Origin of the sequence: Streptomyces sp. NPDC047042 (assembly GCF_040644035.1) — a bacterium.
In the GTDB taxonomy this organism is placed as follows: Bacteria; Actinomycetota; Actinomycetes; order Streptomycetales; family Streptomycetaceae; genus Streptomyces.
Window position 1 is genome coordinate 21,606 of the sequence record NZ_JBEYVP010000023.1, and the last position, 22,744, is coordinate 44,349.

A 22,744-nucleotide genomic window follows, 5' to 3' on the forward strand; every position below is an offset into this window, starting at 1 on the left:
CGCGGTCGTCAGCCGAGCGGTCGTCAGTCCTGGCGTACGACGTTCCTGCCCGGGCCGCCCGAGAGGACGTCCCTGCCCGGGCCGCCGTACAGCTTGTCGTCGCCGCTGTTCCCCCACATCTGGTCGACGCCGCTGTTGCCCCACAGGACATCGTTGCCCTTGCCGCCGTACATGACGTCGTCGCCGGTTCCGCCGTAGAGGGTGTCGTTGCCGTCCTCGCCGCTCAGGCTCTGGCCGCCGGCACCGCCGCGCAGGACGTCGTTGCCCTTCCCGCCCTCGGCGATGTCGCCGGTGGTGGTGATGGTGTCGTTGCCGTCACCGCCGCGGACGAACGACGCCGGGCCGGCGCTGATGGTGTCGTCGCCCGCCCCGCCCTCGACGTAGTTGGCGTCGACGCTGCCCCGGTCGGTCAGCTTGTCCTTGCCCGCGCCCAGGAAGATCGAGTTGGAGTAGTAGGCCTGGTTGGTCTTGTTGTTGAAGTCGACCACGTCGTTGCCGTCCCCGAGGTCCATCCGCAGGACGGCGTACGGGCTCTGGCTGTCCACGGTGACGACGGTGCACCGGACGTTGGTGTGGTCGGCGGGGTTGGGATACGCGCATCCGCGCCCGACGCTGATCGGTACGACGTCGTCGACCGCGAAGGTGATGTCCGTGTCATTGGCGTACGACTCGGTGACGGTCAGCTTGTTGGTCTGGCCAGGAGCCGCCGTGTAGCTCAACTCCTGGTCGTTGAAAGAGACTTCGGCCTTGGCCGACGCGATCGCGGACGCCGTCGCGGCACCGGCCGTACCGGCCAGCACGAGCGGGACGGCCGCCAGCCCGGTCGCGGTGACCAGCGTCAGCGCCAGAAACGACGCCGGCGCGACGCGGGACGTCCGTCGGCCGCCGGGGGAAGAGGGCATGTGGGTAACCTCCGTATTCACATGGGCACTTGGGGCGTTTACGGATTTCTGTGACGCCATGTGAGACGGCCGAGGCCCGCCATGGGTTGTGTCTGCCGATCGAGCGGACGGCCAGACGTTCGACCCGATGGCATTCAAGGGGTGGAACGACCCCCCACCCGATGACTCAAACGACGACTCGAACGATGACTCAAAAACCCCTCAACACCCCTCAACAACCCTCCAATCGTCCATCCATATGAACAACGATCAAGTACGCGTCTATTGACGTGTCCAGGACTACCCCCCTAACTTCCGAGAGAAAGCGCTTTCCAATCCGGTCCGGCCCAACAGCTGTTCCTCCCGTCCTGGAGATGGAGAACCACGATGCAACTGAGACCAGTCATGGCGTGCGTCAGCCTGCTGGCAGGCACACTCGTCGCGCTGTCCGGAACCACGGCGCAGGCCGCGACGACGCGCTACGAGGCCGAGACCTCACCGTCGGTCTGCACCGGCACCATCGACTCCGACTGGACCGGCTACTCCGGCAGCGGATTCTGCAACGGCACCAACTCGGCTGGCTCGTATGCCCAGTTCACCGTATCCGCACCCGCATCGGGCACGGCGACACTGAGCGTCCGCTTCGCCAACGGCACCACCACCGTCCGGCCGGTGAGCGTCATCGTGAACGGTACGACGGTCACGACGGCGTCGTTCGAGAGCACCAGCACCTGGACGGCGTGGACGACGAAGACCCTGACGGTCCCGGTGGTCGCGGGCAGCAACACGATCCGCCTCAACCCGACGGCCGCGGCGGGCCTCCCCAACATCGACTACCTGGACGCGAACGTCCCGGACGGCGGCACCACGCCCCCGCCGACCTCCTCCGCCCTGTACGTGTCCCCGTCCGGCACGGACAGCGCGGCGGGCACGTCATCGGCGCCGACCACGCTCACCTCGGCGATCAGCCGCATCACCGCGGGCGGCACGATCTACGTCCGCGGAGGCACGTACAACTACGCCTCGACGGTGACGATCCCGGTCGGCAACAACGGCACGACGTCCGCACGCACGACGCTCGCCGCCTACCCGGGCGAGACCCCGGTCCTCAACTTCTCGGCGCAGACCGAGAGTTCGTCCAACCGGGGCCTGCAGCTCAACGCCAACTACTGGCACATCAAGGGCCTGATCGTCGAACGGGCCGGTGACAACGGCATCTACGTCGGCGGCAGCAACAACATCGTCGAGCGTACGGTGACCCGCTTCAACCGTGACACGGGCCTCCAGCTCGGCCGCATCGCCTCGACCACCCCGGCCGCCGACTGGCCGGCGAACAACCTGATCCTGAGCGCCGAGTCCCACGACAACGCCGACTCGGACGGCGAGGACGCCGACGGTTTCGCGGCCAAGCTCACCACCGGCTCCGGCAACGTCTTCCGCTACGCGGTCTCGCACAACAACATCGACGACGGCTGGGACCTCTACACCAAGACCGACACGGGCCCCATCGGCCCGGTGACGATCGAGGACTCCCTCTCCTACAACAACGGCACGCTCACCGACGGCTCCCAGGCCGGCAACGGCGACCGCAACGGCTACAAGCTCGGCGGCGACGACATCGCCGTCAACCACATCGTGCGGCGCAGTATCGCCTACAAGAACGGCAAGCACGGTTTCACGTGGAACAGCAACCCCGGCACGATGTCGGTGTCGGACAACGTGAGCATCGACAACACCGAACGCAACTTCAGCTTCGACGGCGGCACGTCGGTCTTCCGCTCGAACACGTCATGCCGAAGCGGCAGCGGCTCGAACGACCGGATCATCGGCAACGCCGACACGACGAACCAGTTCTGGTCAGGCACAAACGGCTCCCGCTGCTCGTCGTACGGGGGTGCACTGCACTGGTCGTTCGCTTCGGACGGGCGGTTGGTGGTGACGTTCGGCTGAGGGATGAGTGCGTGACGTACGGGGGATAGGGCGTAGCCCGGACAGCTCCAGGGACAGCTCCAGGTCGCTGACCTGGGGCTGTCTGCCGAGGCATCGGCATTACTAACATCGAGGTTACTAACATTGATGTTAGTAACCTCGATGTTAGTAACAGGGGTTGGTCGTACATGCTCTCGGCCGAGCCGAGCCATCGGACGGACAACCCCGACCTGTCCAATGGCCCACCCTTGGTGCATGGCCATGAAGCGCGTCCACGTCTACGCCGACTCCGAGGACCTGGCGATCATCAAGGAGGCCGCCAAGCGGCGGGGGATCGCCGAGGCCGAGATCATCCGGGAGGGGATCCACCTCGCGGCCATGGCGAACCGCGTCTGGGACGAGCCCCTGTTCTCCCGCACCTTCGGGCGCAGCCGCTGTTCGCCCTCGGGTGACCTGTGATCTACGGGTCCCTGAACGGCCTCTGACGCCAGGCTCCGGCGTGCTGCAGCCGGCCCCCGGGCGCAGCGCGGCGAGACAGGACGCTACTCAAGCCGACGAGTCATCGCCAGAATGACGACATGACGGCACTGCTGGCCCAACTGGCAGCCCCGGTCGGGGCCGTGATGACCACGCTGATCGGAGTGTTCGCCGGGAGCGTGGTCGGCAGGAGAGCTCAGGACCGACACTGGATCAGGGAACAGCAGGCGACAGCGTGCGCCCGCGTGCTGCGGGAATCATCCTCGGTGCTCGTAGGTCTCAGCGACATGGACCGCGACCGACCCGCCGACCTCCCTCAAGGCGTGCTGGCCCCCACCACAGTTGACTGGCGCCCGTGGAACGAGGCCCTCGCCATCATCAACCTCGTGGCCAGACAGGACATCGCAGAAGCCGCCCATGCCATTGACGAGGAGATCTGGCGGTTTCACATCACCGTTCGGCGGGGGTTGACTCCCGAGGAGAACTGGCTGGACCTTCGTGGGAAAGTCGTGGCAGCACAAGGGAGTTTCATCGCCGTAGCCCGCCGCCATCTCTCAATCACCGGCGACCCACTCCAACGCCTCGACGGACGCCCTGGCCCCGACGACCCGATCTGGCAGACAGGACGCTTCCAGCGGCCGAGCTGACGCATGTCGCAGCGGCGGGATTCCGCGTGAAGTCGTCGGCGGAGCCCAATTACTTTCGCTTCTGTAGTACCCGCCCACGTACATCTGCTGCCCCTACTACGTTGGTGAGATGGCTGACCCCGTGATCGAATCCATGGCCGCTGTCCGCACTCACCTCGCTGCCGCCATCGATCGCGCTCGCGGGGAGGACACTCCGACGATCATCACTCGGCGTGGCAAGCAGGAGGCCGCGTGATCGGCATCCATGAATACCAGTGCCTGCGGGAGATCGCGGAGAACTCCGAGGAGGTGTGGCTCAACCGGCTGGCCGACGAAGCGGAGTCGGAGGGCGCGGAGGGGTCGGTCTCGCTGGAAGAGATGGCCGCCCTGCTCCGCGCTGATCAGGGCTGACCTCACGGGGTACGCCACGCGCTGCACGGCCCGGCGGGACATGCGGAAACTTCCACGCTCGAATGCGTAGTCCTTGCTGAGCAAGTGCTGATGCCGCGGGTAGATCGGCGCAGGGTGACACCCTCTTGATTCATACTCCGTGTCGACAGCTTCGGGAAGGGAGTGCCCATGCCGCACAGCGGTAGGAGTGCACGAGCAGTCAGACGAGCAGCGGCCGCTGTAGTTGCCGCTGTCCTGATGAGCAGTTGTTCGTCAGGCGATCCAGCACAGGCCAAGGAGTGGCAGCGGGATTACTGCACCAAGCTGGGGTCCTGGCAGGACGCCAAGCACGCCACGACAGCGAGCGTTGCAGACACCGATGCCAGTGATGGGCAGAATGTCCAGTCATCCGAGTTCGGCCACACCGAATCAGCAGCGCATGCGGTCATCGACGCCTCGAATAGGCTTGACCGGGAAGGCATTGAACACGGTGGCAGCCACATCCTCGATGACACCGTCAACGCGGTCGGTGGTGACATCGGAGCTGAGGCTCGTGCAGTGTCTTACTGCGATAGCTCAGGCTTCGAGACTCTGGTCGGTTCGGCTGGTTAGTGCTGCAATCGCATAGGTTCGCCGAGTTATTCAGGCCGCGACGACGAGAGGGCGTCCACCCCAGCGGATACCTTTCTCGCTGCGGATGCGGGCACGTTCCTTTCGCTCCGCGGCCAGGACGTCGCGGTGGTGGGCGTCTTCGGGCTCGGCAGGACTCCTCATCAGAGTCGAACAGTTCAGCCCCGAAGACGCGGCGACCGAGCACCTAGATCAGGTTGAGAGCGGCAGTTCCGCGACCATGACTGCGTACACCGGGGAGTCCGGGAACGGCTGTCGTTCTCCGACCTTTCGGAAGCTCCAGGACTCGTACAGCGTCTGGACTCTGGGGTGTTCGGTATCTACGAGAAGGACCACGAGGTCCTCGTTCCGTTCATCCAAGAGGGCACGGGTAATCAGCTTGGACAGGCCGGTTTTCCGGTAGTTCGTGCGGACCGCCAGCTCCGAGTAGGAGAACGTCCGGGTGGCCGCCGGTGCCGGCTTCAGGTGTTCGCGCCACCACTCGCGGTACGGGGGCGCCGGGGCTCCGTACGCGAAGGCTGCCCCCTCGTCGCCGTCGTACGCGATCACGCAGTCGAAGGCGGGGTTGTTTCCCCAGTGGTCGACGAACCAGGGGAAGCGCTGGTTGAACTCGTCGTCCATGGCGTTCGCGTAGGCGTCGGCGTGTATGTCGATCAGGGTCTGGCGGATCTTCGGCAGGTCGGCGTGCGTATAGCGGCGGACGACCAGATCAGCGGCACTCAAGACCGACTCCATTCGGCTCTGTAACGGTCTTCCCACTCTCGTGCGATGTCGGCGTCCGGTGCAAGGGTGATCAAGTCGCGGTAGTAGTCACCGAGGAGAGATCGCATCCGTCCGGGGATTGGGTCGCCTGCCATCAACTCGAATGCCTCAGAGGCGGTTGCGCACGCCTGGTCGATGTCCCGCTGGTGCAATTGCGCGAGGGCGAGCCGGTGTCGTGGCGAGGGCCCGGTTCCGGCGAAACTGCTTGGGGATGCTGGCCAGAGCCTTGTGGGAAGCGGCTTCGGCCTGTGCGGAATCGCCGATACGGTCGCGGACGATCGAGGTCATCGCGGTGAGTTCGGCCGGCCCGTAGAAGGCGACCCAGGAGGGGCGGGGCTCATCCGGAGAGGCCTTGTTCAGGGCTTCTTGGGCGCAGCCGAGGGAGCGGATGGCGGCCTGCCGGTCGCCGAGGTTCGAATGCCCGATCGCTGTCCTTGCGTGGGCGAGGGATGAGAAGAACGGATCCCGGCGGGTGATCGCGGTGGACTGTGCCGCGTACCCGGCGTCCACTGCTTGGGTGTGTAGTCCGCGCTGGTGGGCGAGCATCGCGAATGAGTTCCAGACCCTCAGTTGCCCGATGGGGTCCCTGGCCATTCCGGCGAGGTAAAGAGCCTGGTTCAGGTGGTCGTTCGCCTTGACGAGCTTGCGGGCGTCGAGGGCGGACCAAGCTGCGGTGGCGGTGTAGTCGGCGGCGATGGAGAACAGGCGGAGGCGAATCCGCTGCGAAGCAGCCTTGGACAGTTTCTCGAGTGCTTCGGCCGCTCCTGCGAGGGCGGCCCGTTCAAGTCCCTCGTGTCCTCCTCTGCTGTCGTCCAGTTCCATCAAGGCGTCCAGGCCGAAGCGAAGCCGGATCACATCTGAGGTGCCGACGGTGAGGGGGCGGGAGTCGGGAACGATGACGGCAGCGGCTGTGCCGGTCGTAGTGGTGAGGAAGTTCCTGCGCCTCACGGGGGACTCCGGTTCGGTGGTGGGGCGTGTTGCCGCTGGTCGGCTGAAGCCCAGTTCCTCGGGCGTACATCCGAATACTGTTCGTAAGGCTTCCCGTTGGCGGGTGTGGGGCCACCTGGTTCTTCCGGTCATCCAGTTTCGGACCGTACGGTCGCTCACCGTTCCGTCGTGACCTTGAGCGTGCAGGACGTCGTTGACGGCTTCAGCCAACTCGGCCTGTTTGAGGCCCAGCTGGACCATGGCGCTGATGAGGCGCGCGTTCCCCTCCATGCGCCCACGGTAACCATTGAGGTCACTTCAGTGAGGTTGAGTGCGGGAAATTTCCGGTTCGCTGCGATGTGCGGCCAGTGGATTTTTCCTCCTCGGCGCGGACGTACGGCCGTTGACTGGAGGTAGGCCGTCGTACACCGACACCCCTGAGGTCCAGATGATCGTGTCAGCGCAGCCACGCCCCACGGGGCATCCCGGATACTCCGAGACCTTTCCCTGCCTGGAGGAGAGTGCCGAGGTCGCCCGCAAACTCGTGAGAACGGCGCTGGCCGCATGGGGCTTGCATGAGTTGACCGATACCGGGACGCTCCTCGTCTCCGAGCTGGTGGCCAACGCCGTGAAGCATACGAACAGCCGTCTGATCCGGGTCGTCATCTCCCGCCCGAGCGAGCGGAATGTGCGGATCGGCGTGGTCGACAAGTCCCGCACCATGCCGGAGATCACGAAGTCCGACGGCGAGGAACTGTTGCTGGGTGGGCGGGGGCTGGTCCTGATGGACGCGGTTGCTGAGCGTTGGGGCACCGATGTCTACCGCTGGGGCAAACAGGTCTGGGGCGAACTTCGATATGAGGGGAGGACAGGGTGAAGAACGGCAAGGCATGGGTCGGGGGTGAGGTGTACGACCATGAGGCGGGGCGACGCGCCATCGTCACCGACGTGCGGGGCGGGATGTCGGTGGCGCTTGGGAAACTGAGATCGCAGCGTTCCTGAATGAACTCAGAACTAACGGCCAAATCCTGCATCAGCGGCGTCGTAAGCAAGTTTCACCTGGGCGAGCAGCCGATCGGGCCGGGCCTCGCCGTCGCGAAACCCGGCCCGATCGACTAACCGGTTGCTACTGCGGCTCAAGGTTCTGCTTCTGCTTCACGGTGGACGTGTTGGGTGAACCCTTGATCGTGAAGTTTGCCGCCTTGTACGTGGTTTCGTCCTCGCAGGTCACGGTCGCCTTGCCTGTTGCGGTGCCGCCCGTGGGAATCTTCTTGAAGGTGACCGAGTACGAGTTGCTGTTTCCGGCGAGTGAGTTGTCGACCTTCGTTTCGGTTCCCGCCTTAATCTTCACGTCGGTGGGAGAAGAGTCGCTATCGCAGTCCTCGACTGTCCCAGTGAGCGTGACTTTACCGATTGGAGCGAGCGCGTCCGCCTGACTGGCTGCCGCGAGCGAGGCCCCTCCCGTAAGAGGCAGCAGCGTAGCGACGGTGAGGATTGCGAGACGATTGCGCATGATCTCTCCCAGCTGATCCCTGTTTTACGTCAGTGGTCTTTTTCAACGGTCTTGGATCAGTCAGTGGAGGTCAAGGGTAACGATTACCCACTGCCAGCGGGGTAGAACTACCCACGGTGGGTGCTAATCCAGGCAGGTGAGGCCATTTTCGACGGCGATTCTGGTCAGGTCGGGGCGGCGTCGAGAACCCGCTTTCTCGCCGATTCGGTCGAGGTGCGAATGTACGGTGTGCTTGCTGATTTTCAATGCGGTGGCGATTTCATGGTCGGTTGCACCATTGGCGAGAAGGCACAGGATTTCCTGCTCCCGGTCCGTGAAACGGAGGGAGCGGCCTACCAGTTGGCTGGCCGGTGCGGATACATAACCGCGGCCGGACCCCACCGTCCGGATCGCGGTCAGTACTTCGTTCGCCTCCGCCTGACGGCTCACGTAGCCGCTCGCGCCCGCCTGGATCACCTGGACCGCGTCGACCTGCGGTGAGGACGACACGACCAGGACGGCGTGGCCCTTTCTGCGTAGCTTCGTCACCGTCGCCGCGAGTTTCGGGGCGGACTGCTGGAGGTCCATCAGGACGACCTCCGCGCCACGCAGGCCGCCGTCCGCGCTCTCGACCGACGGTACGGCCGCCACCAGGTGCAGGTCGGGAGCGGTGCCGATGAGTTGCGAGATGCCGTGCCGGAAGACGGGGCAGTCTCCGACGACCGCGATGCGTACGAGTTCGGTGGTCACAGGTGACGCCCGAGGAGCGGCAGCGTGCGCGGTCGCGCGCGTGTGCGCAGCGGCCGGCGATGCACGCCCGGCTCGGGCGTGACCGTGGCCGGCAACTGGCCCGAACCGCACATGGACGTCTCCGATCTTGCCGATCTCGCGCGTGCTCTCGGCCGACGGACACGCCTTGTTCCTCAGCCTCGGTCGGGTGACGGACTCCGGCACGCCGGGGTAGCCCGTCCGAGGTGGGGAGGGGTGAGAGCTACGGCTTCCTGGCGTCCCCTTTCCTGCCGCGCGCCCGTCCTCGGTAGATCACCCAGAAGCTGGCCAGCAGCATCACCGCACCGCCGATCGGCCAGCCGATGGAGCCGCCGTCGCGATAGCGATCGATGCCGAACGCGAGCAGGACGGCGGCCGGGATCGGTCCTACCCGGTCGAGGGCTCTGTCCAGTCGGTCAAGAAGCGAGGACTCGTTCACGGCCTGATCATGACAGGCGGGCCGGTTTGGCTGCCTTCGCGGCTTGCGCCCCAGCTGTCGGCGGCCCGCCCTGTCGGCGACTCGTCGTCTCACCGCCTCACGGCAAGATCGGCAACGCCCCGCAGTTCGATCTCGCCTGCTTGCCCGACAAGCGGTCCGTCAGCCAGTTCACCGCGTTGCCCTGGTCTGTGAGGAGTGGGGTGAAGTGGTTGAGGAGTGGGCTGATCACGTTCGGCAGGATCACCGGCCTGTACGTGACGTTCGCGCCCTTCGCGCACCAGTCCTTTGCCAGTTGGCGGGCCTGGGCGTGTGGGACCAGGTTGTCGCTGATGCCCGTCGCTATGCGGATCGGGCCCGAGGGGGTGAGAGTGCCGATGCGCTGGCTGTTCAGGAAGGTCTGGAGGGCCGGGGTGGACGCGATGATGTCGGAGATGGACTTGCCGTCGGTCGTCCACTTCGTGCTCTTCGTGTAGCCGTAGCCCAGCAGGGCGTCGCCCACGCACATCGTCGACAGGTCGGTCAGGGCTGCCCTGCCCTTCGCGTTCAGGTGGGCCTCCGCTATCGGCCTCAGGGTGGGGTCCGACTGGAGGAAGCCGTTGAGCGACCAGGCCAGCGCGCCCGAGAGTTCGCTGCCGTCGATCGCCTCCGTGACCGCGGTCAGGTCGGCCGGTGGAGCTCCCGAGTAGGTGCCGGCGAGGGTGATGTCGGGGGCGTAGGCGGGCTGGAGTTCCGCCGCTGCCGCTGTTGCTCCGCCGCCCTGGCTGTAGCCGAACAGGCCCACCCGGGAGGCGGGCGTGACCGAGGTGCCGGGGACGGAACGGGCTGCGCGTACCGCGTCCAGTACCGCGTGGGCCTCGTCGAGGCGGTTGACGTACGTGTGGAGGCGGTCCGTCGCGCCCAGGCCGGCATAGTCCGTGACGACGACCGCGGTGCCGGTCGCCAGGAGGCGGTAGATGGCGACGTCCTCGTAACCGACCGAGATCGTACGGCCGTTGAGGCTCAGCGGGTGCTCCAGGCCCATGGACGCCGCGCACTGGTCGCCCTGGCCCATCGTGCCCGGGGCCACCGCGACCAGCGGGCGTGGGCCGCCGCCCTTCCATGGCGCCGTCGGTTCGATGTACGCGCCGGTGACGGCGACCGGGGCGCCGTTCGAGTCCGTGGACTTGTACATCAGGCGCGTTGCCCGGCCGGGCAGGGGGCCGTCGAGGGTGGGGAGGGAGAGGGCCAGGGGGAGGGGTTCGGTGCGGATCAGCGCGCCGTTGGGGGTGGGAAGGGTGGTCGGTGGGGTGTAGAACGCCGGGATCTTCACGCCCCGGGACACGACCGTCTCCGTGGGGGCAGCGTCCGCCGCTGTGGCTGTTGCGGCGTACGACAGAGTTTGAGCGCCCAGACAAGTCGCAGCGGTGAGCGCTGCGGCCAGGAGCCGTCTGCGTGCGGGCATGGCGAACCTCCTGTGAAGCGGGGGGCAGGAGTGACGGCAGGGAGGCAAGGCCGACAATGGCCTCGACGTACCCGTACCGGGTAGTTCGCCTGGACCGTACCTACTGGTCGGTTACCTCGGGTAGCAGTCGTGAGGTTACGGTTGAGTAACTTGACTCGCTGTCTAATTGTGGGAGCCGGGCGTCAAAGTCGGGCGTCACCGGTCGCAGCCCGTGGCCTCCGGCGCGAACTCCACCTTGGTGAGCCGGTCGACGGCGCTGACCTTCGTGTACGTCGCGTGGGTCACCTCGTACCAGACGGCGTCCTTCGCGGTGTCGCCGTTCACGTCGTCCAGGCTCACGCACCAGCGTTCCTGGCGGATCACCCGTGTGTACGTCTCCGTGCCGTTGCGGACCGTCGTGCACTTGCGGGTGCTCTTCGATCCCTTCGATCCCTTGGATTTCTTTGAGCCCGTCGTGGACTTGCACTTCTCGACCAGGTGGGGGCGGGTCGCGCGGGCCGTCTTCCGGGCGATGTGGCGGACGGCCTCGCGGAGTCCGGTGACTGTTTCCCTCGTCGGCGTCGGCGTCGGATCCGGAAGGGTCTGGTCGCTGCCGCTGACCCCGGCCGCGGCCTTTCCGTCGCCACCGCCGTCGCCACCGCTCCCGCACGCGCCGAGGGTGGCCATGAGGACCATCGACATACCGGCCACCAACAGGCGTCTCTTGCTGGACATGTGCTGTTCCCCGTCCGCCGCTGTCTTGAAAACGACGGTCAGCGTAGCCCCCTCACATCAGCCCCCTCACATCACCATCAGCGCGATCGCGATCAGTACGACGATCACGGCGAAGCTCACCCCCACCACACAACCCACGTTGTTCGACAGCTCGGAGAGGCGGGACATGGAGGCCGGGGAATCCGGTGCGACGGGTGAGGGGGGCGGGGGAACGGTGGCCGGTTGGGGTTTCTCCTCGCGGGTCAGGGCATCGTGCAGCAGCTGTCGCCATACCGATGGCGGGAGGTCGGGAACCTTGCCGTGCGGCGGCGAAAGGATGCTCTGCGCCAGCCAGTTGCTCCCGATGGGGTGGGGGGACCGGCTCATCAGCTCCATCAGTTCGTGCAGGTCGCGCTTATAGCGCTTGTCGCGGGCCAGCGGGGCGACGGCCCAGGTGAAGAGGTGGGCCGCCCGGCTCGCCTGGGCCGCGCCCGACATGGGGCCGCCGGTTCCTCCGTGGGGCGTCAGGTACAGGTTCTTGCTGAGTGCGTGCTCGCACAGGGCTTGTTGCATCTCCAGAGGACGGGTGGTGAGGCGCTGGTGGGTGCCCAGTTCGCTGAGCAGCAACTCCACCGATTCCGGGGGGAGTTCGTCGGAGCGAAGTTCGTTGAGCAGTACGTCGTCGGGGAGTTCGTGCAACTGCGCCATCAAGATGCTGCGTTGCATCTGGTTCCCGCGTTCGTGGTGGCGCAGGTCCTCGTGGAGCTGGTGGGGGTGGTGCGGGGCGTGTGCGTACGGGGGTTGGGGTTCCTCGTGCTGCGGTGCGACGCGGTACGGCGGCGGGGGCTGGAACTGGGGCTGGGGGAGGGGCTGGGAGAGGGGCTGGGGCTGGGGGAGGTGCTGGTAGGGGGGCTGCTGCTCCTCGTACTCGGGTTGCTGCTCCGGTGGTTGTCGCGGGGGAGGAGGCGGCGGGTCCATCGGTGTCGGTGGGGTTTCCGGGCGGACTGTTTCCGGGCGGACGGTGTCGGCGCGTCGGCGGTCCGCACTCAGGATTCTCCTCAGCAGGTCCTTTCGGCGCTCCCAGTCCATCGTCGCGCCGTCGCTCAGCTCACCCGCCAGCTGGGGTACGCCCGCCGCGGCGTACGGGTGGGCGAGGAGATGGTCGACCAGACGGGACGCCGCCTGGTGTTCGAAGCGGGGGTCCGTCGTGTTGCCGCCCATGATCCTGGCCAGGGGGCCGTAGCCGCCGGTGTCCTGTTCCCAGCGGGGGACCGACGTCAGGCGCAGGGGGTGGGTGTCGACGGTGTCGTACGTCGCGAACGTCCACTCGTGGCCCGGCCAGTCGTGGAAGAGGAGGAACAGGCCCAGGTAGACCAGCGGGGCGTCGTCCTGGTCCGGCCAGCCCGGCAGCCTGCCCTTCCTTCTCGTCTCCTCCTCGCCCTCGACGAGGAACGACACCCGTTGCGCCGGGTCGCGCAGCCACTCCGCCGTCGCCAGAATCAGCGCGCCCCGCACCTTCTCCAGTCTGGCCTGCATCATCGGCAGCCGATCGAGCACGAGGCTGTCGAGCGTCGCGCACTCGATCTTCGACTTCGAGCCCGTCGCCGCTTCCGCGGACTTCCGGTTTCCCCAGCCGCCGTACGCCAGAGCCAGGCACTGCCGGGTCTTCAGCGTGCCGGGGGCGCCCACCAGGACATGGCTGATCGTGCTGGGCCGTCCGGTGCGGTCCAGGGTGGGCCAGCGCTGGACGAGCATGACCTTGCCGTCGCCGGACAGGGTGCGTACGACGCTGGGGCGGGCCGCGCCCGGGCCGGACACCCACAGCAACGCGCCCAGGTCACGGCCGAACTGCTCGGCCCGTTCCGCCGGGCAGGAGTGGGCGACCGCCCGCATGCCGGTTCCCTGCCGGCCGCCCAGGTTGCCCTCCCACCGGAAGACGATCTGATCCACCGAGGGCACCGACAGCATCGAGGACGTCCCCTGAGACTCGCTGAACTCGCTCACTTCTCTTCCCCTCCCCGTTCCCGTCCTCGTTCGCGGCCCTGTTCCCGTCCGGGCCCGCCGGCTCCGCGCGCCCCGGGTACGCCGAACTCTTTGTCGGCGGGCCCGTCCGCCGGTACCGCCTCCCAGGCCGCCGCCTCGCCGCGCGCGAACGCGTCCGGGCCGCCGGGGACCTCGATCAGGCCGTGCATCGCCAGCAGCGAGAGCAGGGGTTCCAGTACGCGCCGGGGGGCCGCCCCCGCCGGATAGCGGCCCTGGTCCTCCTGGCCGCCGGTGGCCGACGCGACGTGCAGCGTGCACCGGCGGATCGCGTCGAACGGGCGCAGCCAGGCCTGCCCCGCGTGGCGCCGCAGGAACGTGTGGACGTCCTGGCTCTCCTCGCGCAGCTGGACGGGGTCGAGGGCGGTGAGGGGCCCCCGGCCCAGCCAGCGGTCGACCGGCGACTGGAAGCGCAGCAGGTCGGCCTTGGCGAGCACCATCGTGGCCGCCACCTCCAGGTACGGGCCGGTCTTCGGCAGCCGGTCCAGGACCGTCGCGAAGGCGAGGTCGCCGTCCCGGTTGACCTCGACGCCCCCGCGTTCCCTCGCGTGGTCCAACTGCGGGAGCGGCAGCGCCAGTACGGGGTCGACGACGAAGACGAGGGCGTCGATCCCGAGCAGGAACCGCAGGGCCGAGTCGGTCCGTACGAGGTCCTCGCCGCCCAGGTCGAAGAAGGCGACCGGACGCACCTGCCCTCTGGAGTCGGTGATGAGGAGGGACTCGACGAAACGGGCGAAGCCGTCCAGGCCCACGCCGGTGGTGTGGTCCAGGACGCGGCCGTTGCGCAGGGGCTGCACCCGTTCCCGTACGAAGCGGGCGTGCTGTTCGGGGTTGACGGACTGCCAGGTGAGGCCGAACGGTTCGAGGCCGCCGTCGGTGATCTCGGCGATCATCTGGGTCAGCAGATGACTCTTGCCGGTGGAGGACTGGCCGACCATCGCCACCGTCAGCGGGCGGCCGTAGGTGAGGTACGGGACGGGGATGTAGTGCTCCTGGAAGTCCGGGTCCGCCGTGCATTTCTGGACGGCGCCCCGCATGACGTCCTGGCGGCGCAGTTTGCCGATGCCCGCGAGGTTCAGGGGCTGGTACTGCATCCGGTTGTCGGTGACGTACAGCGCGTTCAGGTCGAGCTGGATGGTCTCCAGGCAGTACGGGCAGAGCACCTCGCTCTCGCTGAGCCCCGCCCCCGCCCCCGGGCTCGTACCGGGTTCTACTCCCGTCCTCAGTGGGTGCGGGGACACTGGCGCCTGGCGTTTGGCGCGCAGTGCCTGTTCGAAGACCTCGCGGTCCTGGCGGGCCTCCTCGGCGGGCGGGGTGAGCGTGGTGCGGCGGGCTGTCCCCGGGGACAGCAGGTCGAGGAGCTGGGCGGGGGTCGGGCGGGCGCTCGCCCTCGGGGCGAAGGCCTCGCGCAGGGTCTCGTCGAGGACGCGGTGTTCGGCGAGGTCGGCGGGGGCCCGGTCGGGGTGGCCGGCGCGGCCGGTCACCAGGCGGTAGAGCACCTGGGCCGCGCTCCACACCGCGTCCCGGGAGTCGACCTCGCCCTCGCCGCGGCGCTGTTCGGGGGAGGAATAGGGGGCCCGGCCCCACTGGGTACGGGGGCGGCCTGCGCCGACGACCCCTTCCAGGCCCCAGAGCTGGAGTGAGGTGCCGTCCCAGAGGACGGTGGCCGGCGAGATGCCGCGCGGGACGAGGCCCTGGCCGTCCAGCAGGCACAGGGCGAGCATCAGGTCGCGGGTGAGGACGCGTTGGTCGGTCGACGACATGACGTGGGTCTTCGCGGCGGTCGCGCCGCGCGGCGGGTCGTACAGGAGGAACGGCTCGGCGGTGTCCAGCTCGTAGCCGATGAGCCGGGGGAAGAGGGGGGCGTACTCCGTGCCCTCGACGAGCCGGTGCAGGCGCAGCGCGGTGCCCGCCTCGGTGTCGAGGAGGGCGCGGGCGGCCGGTTCCGTCGCGTCGGCGGCGGAGAGGCGCACTTGTACGCAGCGCTGCCCCTGGCCCCGGTCGTCGAGGAGGGCGTTGCGGATCAGCGGGGGCAGTTGCGGGTCGCGCCGGGACTCGGGGCCGAAGCGGGCCCGGGCGACCCGGCGGCGGCCGGAGGGGGTGCTGAAGCCGAGCTTGGCGTCGACGGGCCCCTCGGGACCCGCCGACCGCTCGGGTCGCTCGGGTCGCTCGGGTCGCTCCGGCCTGGGATGGGTGGCACTGGTCACCAGCGGTCGCCGTCCCCTCGGTCATAGGCGCCTTGGTCATAGGCGCCGTCGTGGGAACTGTCGCGGGAGCTGTCGCGAGAGCTGTGGCGAGAGCTGTCGTGGGCGCCGTCGTAGGGGCTCTCGTACGAGCGTTCGTAGCCGCTCTCATAGCGGCTCTCGTAGCGGGTCTCGTACCGGCTTTCGTACGGGCTGTCGTACGGGCCGTCGTGTCCGTCCCCGTCGGTGTCGTGGCGGGGGCGGAAGGTGTCGACCACGCCCGAGCGCAGCGGGGTGAGGCGCAGCAGGCCCGCGTACCGTCCCGACGACGTCCATTCCACCTCCTCCGGCCGGCCCGAACCGTTCGTACGCCACACCTTCTCGACCTCGTCGCGTACGGCCAGCGGCGCGAACCTGATCCACAGCGCGGCCCCCGGGTCGCGGCTGAGCAGCGAGCCCTGTTCGGGTGAGGACAGTTGGACGACGGCCTGCCGGTCGGTCTCCGCGCCGACCAGTCCGGCCAGCACCTGCGGGTCGGTGCCCAGCAGGTTCGCCGGGGCGGGCCGGGTGCGGCGGGCGGTGGGGAAGGGCGGCGCGGCCAGCACTCCGTTGGCGCGCAGGTGCCTGCGGGCCGTCGACAGGAGTTCGGCGACGCGCCCCTCGATACGGGTCGCGGCGAGCGTGCCCGCCTGGCCGCGTTCCACGGCGCCCCAGTAGGACCGCATCGCCTCCATGGCGGCGTCGGCGAGGTCGGAGGTGAGCGTGGCGACCAGTTCCGGGCCGCCCTCGGCGGTCTCCCGGTCCAGCCAGAGCGGCGTCCGGTCGACGCCGCCGTTCGGCCGCGGTGAGTCGGGCGGGGCGGGGTGCGGCCTCCTGGGGGGTACGGGGGTGTCGGCGTCGTCCGCCGGGTCCGTGGCGTCGGCGTCGCCGTCCCAGGACGGGGCGTCCGGCCAGGCGTACGCGCTCATCCAGTCGTCGTCGCCCTTGTCGTCGGCGGGGCCGTCGCCGGTCCCCGAGAACGCGTCCGGGGTGCTCGACAGCCAGTCGTCCGCCGCGAACTCCCCTTCCCTGTACGTGTCGTACGCGCCGCCCCCGCCTCCGACGGTCGCCGCCCGTTCGGGCTCGGGGACCGCCTCGGCCTCCGCCGCAGCCGCGGTCGCCCGCAGCACACCGGCGACGGAACGGGCCGCGTCGGCGCAGTTGAGGCGTTCCTCGACGGCCCAGTGCTCCTGGACGCCCTTGGCGAGCAGGGCGTCGAGGCCGGCCAGAGACCGGCGGAGTGCGGCGGTGGCGTGGCCCGGGGCCCACGCGTCGGCGGCGCCGCGCCACAGGCGGCGGGCCGTTTCCGCCGCCGCGCACAGGCCGAGCAGCAGGGCGGATGTGCTCAGCCAGGGGGCGGGGTCGGTCGCGTGCGCGACCAGTGCGCCGGTCAGGGCGCCGGCCCAGGCCGCGAGCTGTGGGCCGAGGGCCCACCACCGGCCCGGCCTGCCGACGCCGCGCAGTCGGGTCGCGCCCAGGAGAGAGACGGTGAGGAAGAGGAGCGGGGCGATGAGGGCCAGTGTGAGGAGGGGGCCCTGCCATAGGGCGCTCAGCAGGGCCCCGGTGAATGCGGCGCCTACTGAGGCGAGGGGACGGGGGTATTGCGGCTGCGGGTTCGTTGTGGCTTGTCGCGCAGTTCCTCGCGCCCCTAGGGGGGTGCTGCCGAACTCGGTGAGTTTGGGGAGGAGGGCTGAGTTCGGTACCGGTTCCACTCGGCCTGCCAGGGCCGTGAATCTCTGGGCCATCGAGCGCAGGGCGAGGCCCTGGCCCAGGAGTTTCTCGGCGTATTCGCGCAGGCCCTCGCCGATCCGGTCGCGCATGCCCTCCGTCGTGGGCAAGCGCAGCCCCAGCTCGGTGAGTTGGGCCGCCGCCTCGGCGGTCGAGGACGCCGTGCCGGAGCCTGTGCCGCTGGTCAGGGCCCTGCGGACGAGCGACTGGTAGTCGTCGAGGGCCTGGCGGGCCTGGTCCAGGTCCGCCTCGAAGGTCGTCCGGCGCGTGGGACGCAGCAGACCTGGCAGGGTACGCAGCCCGGCCAGGGCCTCGTCCGCGTAGTCGAGGGCGTCCGCGCAGGCACGGTAGGCCTCGTCGGCCAGGCCGCCGGGCTGCCGGTGCCGCTGGTCGCGGCCGCTTCGGCCGGTCGCCAACACCCTTAGTGGCTCAGGGAGATCGGCGCCGAACGCGACGGCCGCCGGTGCGGCGTGGTCGGTGTCCTGGCCGGCGAAGCGGGTGAGCGCGTCGCGCCAGGCCCTGTCCCGTACGTCGGGCGGCAGATCCTGCTCCAGGAGGCGTACGCCGGGTGCGGCGACCGCGTCCGGCAGTGCGGTCAGGTCCGTCAGGACGCGCTGGTAGACGTCCGGTACGGACAGCACGTCCACCAGGACGGCCAGCGCGTCCGGGTCGTCGTGCGCGGGATGCTCGGCCGCCGTGCGCGCGGAGCGCAGGTCACCGGCCCACAGGATCGCCGTACGGTTGGAACGCAGGACTGCGGGGCGCAGCAGCCGTCGGTCGGGGCGGAACGCCTCGTCCTCGCCCGCGTAGGAACCGGGCGCGCTGCCCACCAGCAGGACCAGGATCCTGACCTCGCCCACGGCCCGGTAGGCGGCGAGGAGTTCGTACTGGCGCTGGTGGTCGGTGAGACCGGCCGGGGTGTCGGTGACCAGGAACAACGGGTCCTCGGGCTCCGGCTGCCCGGCCTGGGCGAGCCGGCGTGCGACGCGGGCCCGCAGTGCGGGGGCGGTGTCCAGTTCCGCCGCCCCGGCACGCAGGTCGAGCGGGATGACGACGGGGCCGAATCCCCCGAAGCTCGCAGACACGCTCACTGTGAGTCTCCGTCCCAGGGAGAGCTGTCGCCGTCCCGGCGCTCGTACCGGCGCTCGTCCCGGTGACGTGCGTCGGGATCGTCGTCGGGCTGGTCCCAGGGGGCGGAGGGGCGCTCCGTGCCGTAGGGGGACCCGTTGACCCGCCCGTCGTCCCGCCGCTCACGCTCCTCGGAGGACCGCGAACCACCGCGGTACGCACCGGCGGTGCCGTAGTCGTCGGCGTCGGGGTCGGGGTCATCGGCGGCCGAGCGTGAATTGGCTCCACGCATACGGGAGTTGTCGTCACCGTCGCCGGAGAAGCGGGCCCTGCCGCCGTAGCCGCCGGTCGTGCCGTAGTCGTCGTCGCGGTCGCGGTGGCGGGCGTCGCCGTCCCCGGCTGCTGCGGAGCGTGAACTGCCGCCGTACGCGCGGGTGTTGTCGTGGTCCTCGGCAGAGGCGCGTGGCCTGCTCCCGTAGTCGTCGGCGGTGCTGTAGTCGTCGTCGCGGTGGCGACCGTCTCCGCGGGCGTCGCCGTCCCCGGCTGCTGCGGAGCGTGAACCGCCGCCATACGTACGGGTGTTGTCGTCGTCCTCGGCAGAGGCGCGTGGCCTGCTCCCGTAGTCGTCGGCGGTGCTGTAGTCGTCGTCGCGGTGGCGACCGTCTCCGCGGGCGTTGCCGTCCCCGGCTGTGGAGCGTGAACCGCCGCCGTACGCACGGGAGTTGTCGTCACCCTCGGACGAGAAGCGTGACCTGCCGCCACCGTGGCCGCCGGTGTTGCCGTAGCCCTCTTCGCCGCGCCCGCGGTCGTCGTACCGCTCCTCGTAGTCGGCCCCCGGCGTGCGGTGGGGGCGGTCCGTGGGATCGGGGTTCGGGGTGCGGGGTGGTGTCGTGCCCCAGTCGTCCTCGTCGTCGGCCGGGCGGCGGGGGGTTTCTCGTTGCGGGCGGCGGCGGGCGGTCGGGGTGTCTCCTCGGACGTGTTCGAGGAGCGTGCGCAGGGTTGGCTGGACCGCGCGCTGGTCGCCGAACTCGGTGTCCAGGGCGGCCGGGAGGGTCTCCGCCCAGAACTCCCACAGGGGGCGTACCCAGCCCTCGACGCGTTCGCCGTCGCGTTCGCGGCGTTCCGCGAGGAGTTCCAGCTGGCGTGGGGCGATCTTCTCGACGAGTTCGACGAACAGGGGGTGCGGGTCGCTGCCGCTGCGGGTCAGGCCCGTCGGCTGGGCGCCCATCAGTTCGCGGCAGTAGTCCTCGACGGTGCGTTCGTCGTCGAGGACGGTCCAGCGTTCGTAGGAGCGGAGCAGTTCTGCCCAGCTGGAGACGCCGCCCGGGAAATCGCCCAACCTTAGGCGCACGCCCGGCACTTGGGGGCCCTGCTCGGGGTGCAGGCGCAGTCGGACGCGGTCGGGGGACGCGGTCTCGCCGTCGACGACGTCGACCTGGCCGTTCCACATGCAGCACAGCAGCCGGTGCAGGATGACGCGGCGGTCCTCCTCGCCGCTGACCATCCAGCTGTCCCGGTAGCCGAGCCGCTGGCGCCAGCGCAGGACGTCCTGGGCCTGCTCGTTGTCCTTGGCCCTGGCCCACTGGCGCAGCACCTTGCGAGCCTCCGGCACCTGCGTGAGGCTCATCTCGCTGCGGAAGAGGACGACCGTCACCGAGTCGCTCTCAACTCCCCTGTATTCAACGGAGTTCCGCGCGTCGGAGGGCAGCCGCAGCGCCTTGCCGAGGTACTGCTCGACCTCGTCGACTGCCTCCACGCGCGGGTAGGTGACCAGCACCCGCAGGGGTCCGGTGCCCTCCGGGGTGAAGCCGACCGGCAGCAGCCCGGTCAGCTTGCGGCCGAACAGGTCGAGGGCCTCCTTGCTGACCTGGTCTGTGGCGTCGGAGTCGCCTGCGGCGGCGGCCAGCAAGGTGCTCATGGATGGCAACAGGGGCCGTTCCTCGAGCCGTTCGCCGCCCTCGGCGAACAACCGGGTGATCCTGCTCTCCAGTTGGGCCTTGACGACCGACACCGCGCTGTCGGGGCTGCGCCTGCTGAGCGCGTGGACGTCACGCCAGGTCTCCCCGTCGACCAGCTTGAGCAGCAGCGCCGCCGCGTCCTCCGTCTCGCGCAGACCCTCGCGGCGGATCAGCCTCGTGACGAGGTCCTCGTAGAAGTGGTTGAGGGTGCGCTGGGGCGGGAGGAGGTACGAGATGCCCGTGCGGTCCTCGTACAGTTCGAGGCCCTTCTGCGCGGACACCTTGCGCTCCTGGTCGCTGTGCGCGCGGAAGGCGTTGACGAGCCGGGCGATGTCCGCGCCGGCGGTGTCGGCGGCGGCCCGCCAATGCTGCTGCTGTTCGCGCCAGGCCTCGTGCCAGATGGTCCGGCAGCGCCACTGGTACCAGGCATCCTGTTCCTGGAGGGCGGCCTGGACGTCGTCGTCGCCCCAGCGGGCCGGTGACATACCGGCGAGCCGCCCCTTGATACGGGGGATCTTGGGCGGCTGGTCGGTCATGCCCGGCGGGCGTTGCGGGGCGCGGGAGCGGTTGTCGAGCATGCCGAGGAAGCCGAGGCGGGCGATCGGGTCGTCGGTGTCGGTCGCGGGAACGCCCCGCACGACGCGGTCGGCGTGGAAGGGGTCCACGTTCAGGAGCAGCTTGTCGATGGCGGGGCGCGGGGAGAACCGGTCGGCCATGGTGGCGGCGGAGCGTTCGGTGACGGACCGCAGGTCGGCCAGCAGCCGCTGCATGTCGGAGAGGCGCTCGCCGAGCGCCGCCTCGACGGCCTTGCCGCCGCGCGGCAGCGGTTCGGGGTCCAGGACGGGCAACTGCCGCCGCTCCCACAGCTCTTCGAGGTGGGAGTCGGCGAACAGCTGCCGGATCATCGGGACGGTCGTCTCGCGCAGCGAGGTCCGGGGTCGTTCCACGAGGTCGGTGACCGCCTCGCGCAGCATCCGGCCGGCGACCAGGTCGGCGAGCTGGTCCATGGGGACGGTCATCGACGCGACGAGGCTGGTGGAGACGCCCTGGCGGCCGATGCCGGTGGGGGAGAGGGCGCTGCGGTGCACGCCCCGGTTGATGAAGCTCGCGGCGAAGGTCTGGAAGTCGTCGTCGCTGACGGTGGTGCGGCCCCGGGTGCGGGTGTCGCCGAGTTCGGTGCCGATCAGCGACATCACCAGGGACACGATGGAGCGGCGCAGGTCGTCGGCGCGGATACCGGCGGTCGGGCTGAACAGGAACGAGGTGGGCAGGATGCCGGTGCGCAGCCGGATCGGCTGGGTGCCCGGGTAGCGGACGCCGAGCCCGGCGCTCTGGTCGAGGTCGCCGATCTCGGCGCCCTCGGTCGGCGCGTTCTGCCCGTCCACCAGCCGGAACAGGTCGACGAGGGCGCGGGCCGCGTTGAGTTCGGCCTCGCGTCCGCCGCCGGTGGCGGAGTTGAACGAGGACGGCATGACGACCAGCGGGTAGATCTTCACGCCGTTGAACCGGCGCAGCTGGAAGGCGTGGTTGATGAGGTGGAGGTAGTCCAGGAAGATCCCGGCGCCCGTTCCGCCGGCCACCGAGAAGGCGACGAACACATCGCAGCCGGTGACCTTTCCGCCGCCCAGCTCGGCGAGTTCGCCCCCGGCTCTGGCCATCGCGTCGATCGCCTGGAGCAGCGGGGTCAGCACCGGGTTGAGGCCGTGCCGGAGCGTCGCGAACAGGGCGGCACGTCCGACGGTCGGCAACTGTCCGGCGCCGTTGTGGAGCGGGGTGACGCGGGGTTCGTCGGTGCGCGGCGGCAGCCAGTCGGCGACCTCGCCGCGCATGCTGGCCCGGAGCATCTTGGTGACCTCGGGCGAGCTGTCGAAGTTCGGCAGCAGGTCGTGGGTGGCCCGTGAGGTGCGGGAGTAGGCGGCGCGCAGCGACGGGTCGACGTTGAACTGCGGCAGCCGCATCAGGTCCGACTCGCTGTAGTCCGCGTACACGAACTGGAGGCAGTCGGGCAGCTGGTAGGGGGCGTTGCCGCTGAGCCGGTTGCTCAGGGCCGAGCCGTCGGGGCCGCACAGTTCGGTGCGCAGCCTGCGTTCCAGTTCGGCGCCGACCAGGCCGCCGGTGCCGCCCAGGCCGACGAAGAGCATCGGCTGGAAGATCTTCATGGGTTTCCTCCCCGCTCACGGCTGGGCCGCGTGTTCTTGCTTGGTATGTCAGGCGTGCTCGGTAAGTCGGGCGTGCTCGGTATGTCCGTGGGTGGTGTGGATGCTGCGGCGCCG

General features: G+C 69.3%; 18 protein-coding genes and 1 pseudogene. 7 read left to right on the top strand and 12 right to left on the bottom strand.

Going from position 1 to position 22,744, the window contains the following annotated elements; translation table 11 throughout:
• Positions 1-23: 23 nt before the first annotated feature.
• On the bottom strand, positions 24-902 hold the full coding sequence (locus ABZ855_RS26320; protein WP_360810810.1) for a calcium-binding protein: 879 nt from the start codon (positions 900-902) through the stop codon (positions 24-26).
• A gap of 366 nt (positions 903-1,268) precedes the next feature.
• On the opposite strand from ABZ855_RS26320, the gene ABZ855_RS26325 reads away from it, so the two are divergent.
• From ABZ855_RS26325 to ABZ855_RS26350, 6 genes and pseudogenes are all read left to right on the top strand, one after another.
• Positions 1,269-2,831, top strand: coding sequence for a carbohydrate-binding protein (locus ABZ855_RS26325; protein ID WP_360810812.1), 1,563 nt, complete (start codon positions 1,269-1,271; stop codon positions 2,829-2,831).
• A gap of 234 nt (positions 2,832-3,065) precedes the next feature.
• Positions 3,066-3,233, top strand: a pseudogene (locus ABZ855_RS26330) (CopG family transcriptional regulator); the annotation flags it as partial.
• A gap of 155 nt (positions 3,234-3,388) precedes the next feature.
• Positions 3,389-3,934, top strand: coding sequence for a hypothetical protein (locus tag ABZ855_RS26335; RefSeq protein ID WP_360810814.1), 546 nt, complete (start codon positions 3,389-3,391; stop codon positions 3,932-3,934).
• A gap of 109 nt (positions 3,935-4,043) precedes the next feature.
• On the top strand, positions 4,044-4,169 hold the full coding sequence (locus ABZ855_RS26340) for a hypothetical protein (RefSeq protein WP_360810816.1): 126 nt from the start codon (positions 4,044-4,046) through the stop codon (positions 4,167-4,169).
• The gene (locus tag ABZ855_RS26345; protein WP_360810817.1) at positions 4,166-4,324 is read left to right on the top strand and encodes a hypothetical protein; all 159 of its coding nucleotides are present in this window, start codon (positions 4,166-4,168) and stop codon (positions 4,322-4,324) included. The genes ABZ855_RS26340 and ABZ855_RS26345 overlap by 4 nt, the downstream gene beginning before the upstream one ends.
• 237 nt (positions 4,325-4,561) lie before the next feature.
• Complete coding sequence (locus ABZ855_RS26350; RefSeq protein WP_360810819.1) at positions 4,562-4,915, top strand: hypothetical protein; 354 nt, start codon at positions 4,562-4,564, stop codon at positions 4,913-4,915.
• Between the two features lie 210 nt (positions 4,916-5,125).
• Here the strand turns inward: ABZ855_RS26350 and ABZ855_RS26355 are convergent, their stop codons facing one another.
• Positions 5,126-5,668 carry a GNAT family N-acetyltransferase gene (locus tag ABZ855_RS26355; protein WP_360810821.1) on the bottom strand — a complete coding sequence of 181 codons (543 nt, stop codon included), beginning with the start codon at positions 5,666-5,668 and terminating at the stop codon, positions 5,126-5,128.
• Between the two features lie 135 nt (positions 5,669-5,803).
• Positions 5,804-6,643: a hypothetical protein gene (locus ABZ855_RS26360; RefSeq protein ID WP_360810823.1), complete on the bottom strand. Its 840-nt coding sequence runs from the start codon at positions 6,641-6,643 to the stop codon at positions 5,804-5,806.
• Between the two features lie 427 nt (positions 6,644-7,070).
• On the opposite strand from ABZ855_RS26360, the gene ABZ855_RS26365 reads away from it, so the two are divergent.
• Complete coding sequence (locus ABZ855_RS26365) at positions 7,071-7,499, top strand: ATP-binding protein (RefSeq protein ID WP_360811052.1); 429 nt, start codon at positions 7,071-7,073, stop codon at positions 7,497-7,499.
• 249 nt (positions 7,500-7,748) lie between these two features.
• Here ABZ855_RS26365 and ABZ855_RS26370 read toward each other — a convergent pair whose 3' ends face one another.
• From ABZ855_RS26370 to ABZ855_RS26410, 9 genes are all read right to left on the bottom strand, one after another.
• Entirely contained in the window at positions 7,749-8,135 is a 387-nt protein-coding gene (locus ABZ855_RS26370; RefSeq protein ID WP_360810825.1) for a hypothetical protein, read from the bottom strand.
• A 123-nt stretch (positions 8,136-8,258) separates the two neighbouring features.
• On the bottom strand, positions 8,259-8,864 hold the full coding sequence (locus tag ABZ855_RS26375; protein WP_360810827.1) for a response regulator transcription factor: 606 nt from the start codon (positions 8,862-8,864) through the stop codon (positions 8,259-8,261).
• Between the two features lie 241 nt (positions 8,865-9,105).
• Positions 9,106-9,321: a hypothetical protein gene (locus ABZ855_RS26380; RefSeq protein ID WP_360810829.1), complete on the bottom strand. Its 216-nt coding sequence runs from the start codon at positions 9,319-9,321 to the stop codon at positions 9,106-9,108.
• A 97-nt stretch (positions 9,322-9,418) separates the two neighbouring features.
• Positions 9,419-10,762 carry a lipase family protein gene (locus ABZ855_RS26385; protein ID WP_360810831.1) on the bottom strand — a complete coding sequence of 448 codons (1,344 nt, stop codon included), beginning with the start codon at positions 10,760-10,762 and terminating at the stop codon, positions 9,419-9,421.
• 195 nt (positions 10,763-10,957) lie between these two features.
• The gene (locus ABZ855_RS26390) at positions 10,958-11,476 is read right to left on the bottom strand and encodes a hypothetical protein (RefSeq protein WP_360810833.1); all 519 of its coding nucleotides are present in this window, start codon (positions 11,474-11,476) and stop codon (positions 10,958-10,960) included.
• 66 nt (positions 11,477-11,542) lie between these two features.
• Entirely contained in the window at positions 11,543-13,459 is a 1,917-nt protein-coding gene (locus ABZ855_RS26395) for a hypothetical protein (RefSeq protein ID WP_360810835.1), read from the bottom strand.
• Complete coding sequence (locus ABZ855_RS26400; protein ID WP_360810837.1) at positions 13,456-15,702, bottom strand: hypothetical protein; 2,247 nt, start codon at positions 15,700-15,702, stop codon at positions 13,456-13,458. The genes ABZ855_RS26395 and ABZ855_RS26400 overlap by 4 nt, the downstream gene beginning before the upstream one ends.
• Positions 15,699-18,536: a hypothetical protein gene (locus tag ABZ855_RS26405; protein WP_360810838.1), complete on the bottom strand. Its 2,838-nt coding sequence runs from the start codon at positions 18,534-18,536 to the stop codon at positions 15,699-15,701. The genes ABZ855_RS26400 and ABZ855_RS26405 overlap by 4 nt, the downstream gene beginning before the upstream one ends.
• Entirely contained in the window at positions 18,533-22,630 is a 4,098-nt protein-coding gene (locus tag ABZ855_RS26410) for a tubulin-like doman-containing protein (RefSeq protein WP_360810840.1), read from the bottom strand. Before ABZ855_RS26410 ends, ABZ855_RS26405 begins: the two co-directional genes overlap by 4 nt.
• Positions 22,631-22,744: the final 114 nt, after the last annotated feature.

Excerpts from the sequence above, each read along its gene's own strand:
- ABZ855_RS26385 (WP_360810831.1), bottom strand. The coding sequence starts at position 10,762 with ATGCCCGCACGCAGACGGCTCCTGGCCGCAGCGCTCACCGCTGCGACT.
- ABZ855_RS26340 (WP_360810816.1), top strand. The coding sequence starts at position 4,044 with ATGGCTGACCCCGTGATCGAATCCATGGCCGCTGTCCGCACTCACCTC.
- ABZ855_RS26350 (WP_360810819.1), top strand. The coding sequence starts at position 4,562 with ATGAGCAGTTGTTCGTCAGGCGATCCAGCACAGGCCAAGGAGTGGCAG.
- ABZ855_RS26370 (WP_360810825.1), bottom strand. The coding sequence starts at position 8,135 with ATGCGCAATCGTCTCGCAATCCTCACCGTCGCTACGCTGCTGCCTCTT.
- ABZ855_RS26320 (WP_360810810.1), bottom strand. The coding sequence starts at position 902 with ATGCCCTCTTCCCCCGGCGGCCGACGGACGTCCCGCGTCGCGCCGGCG.
- ABZ855_RS26365 (WP_360811052.1), top strand. The coding sequence starts at position 7,071 with ATGATCGTGTCAGCGCAGCCACGCCCCACGGGGCATCCCGGATACTCC.
- ABZ855_RS26335 (WP_360810814.1), top strand. The coding sequence starts at position 3,389 with ATGACGGCACTGCTGGCCCAACTGGCAGCCCCGGTCGGGGCCGTGATG.
- ABZ855_RS26355 (WP_360810821.1), bottom strand. The coding sequence starts at position 5,668 with ATGGAGTCGGTCTTGAGTGCCGCTGATCTGGTCGTCCGCCGCTATACG.
- ABZ855_RS26390 (WP_360810833.1), bottom strand. The coding sequence starts at position 11,476 with ATGTCCAGCAAGAGACGCCTGTTGGTGGCCGGTATGTCGATGGTCCTC.
- ABZ855_RS26410 (WP_360810840.1), bottom strand. The coding sequence starts at position 22,630 with ATGAAGATCTTCCAGCCGATGCTCTTCGTCGGCCTGGGCGGCACCGGC.
- ABZ855_RS26325 (WP_360810812.1), top strand. The coding sequence starts at position 1,269 with ATGCAACTGAGACCAGTCATGGCGTGCGTCAGCCTGCTGGCAGGCACA.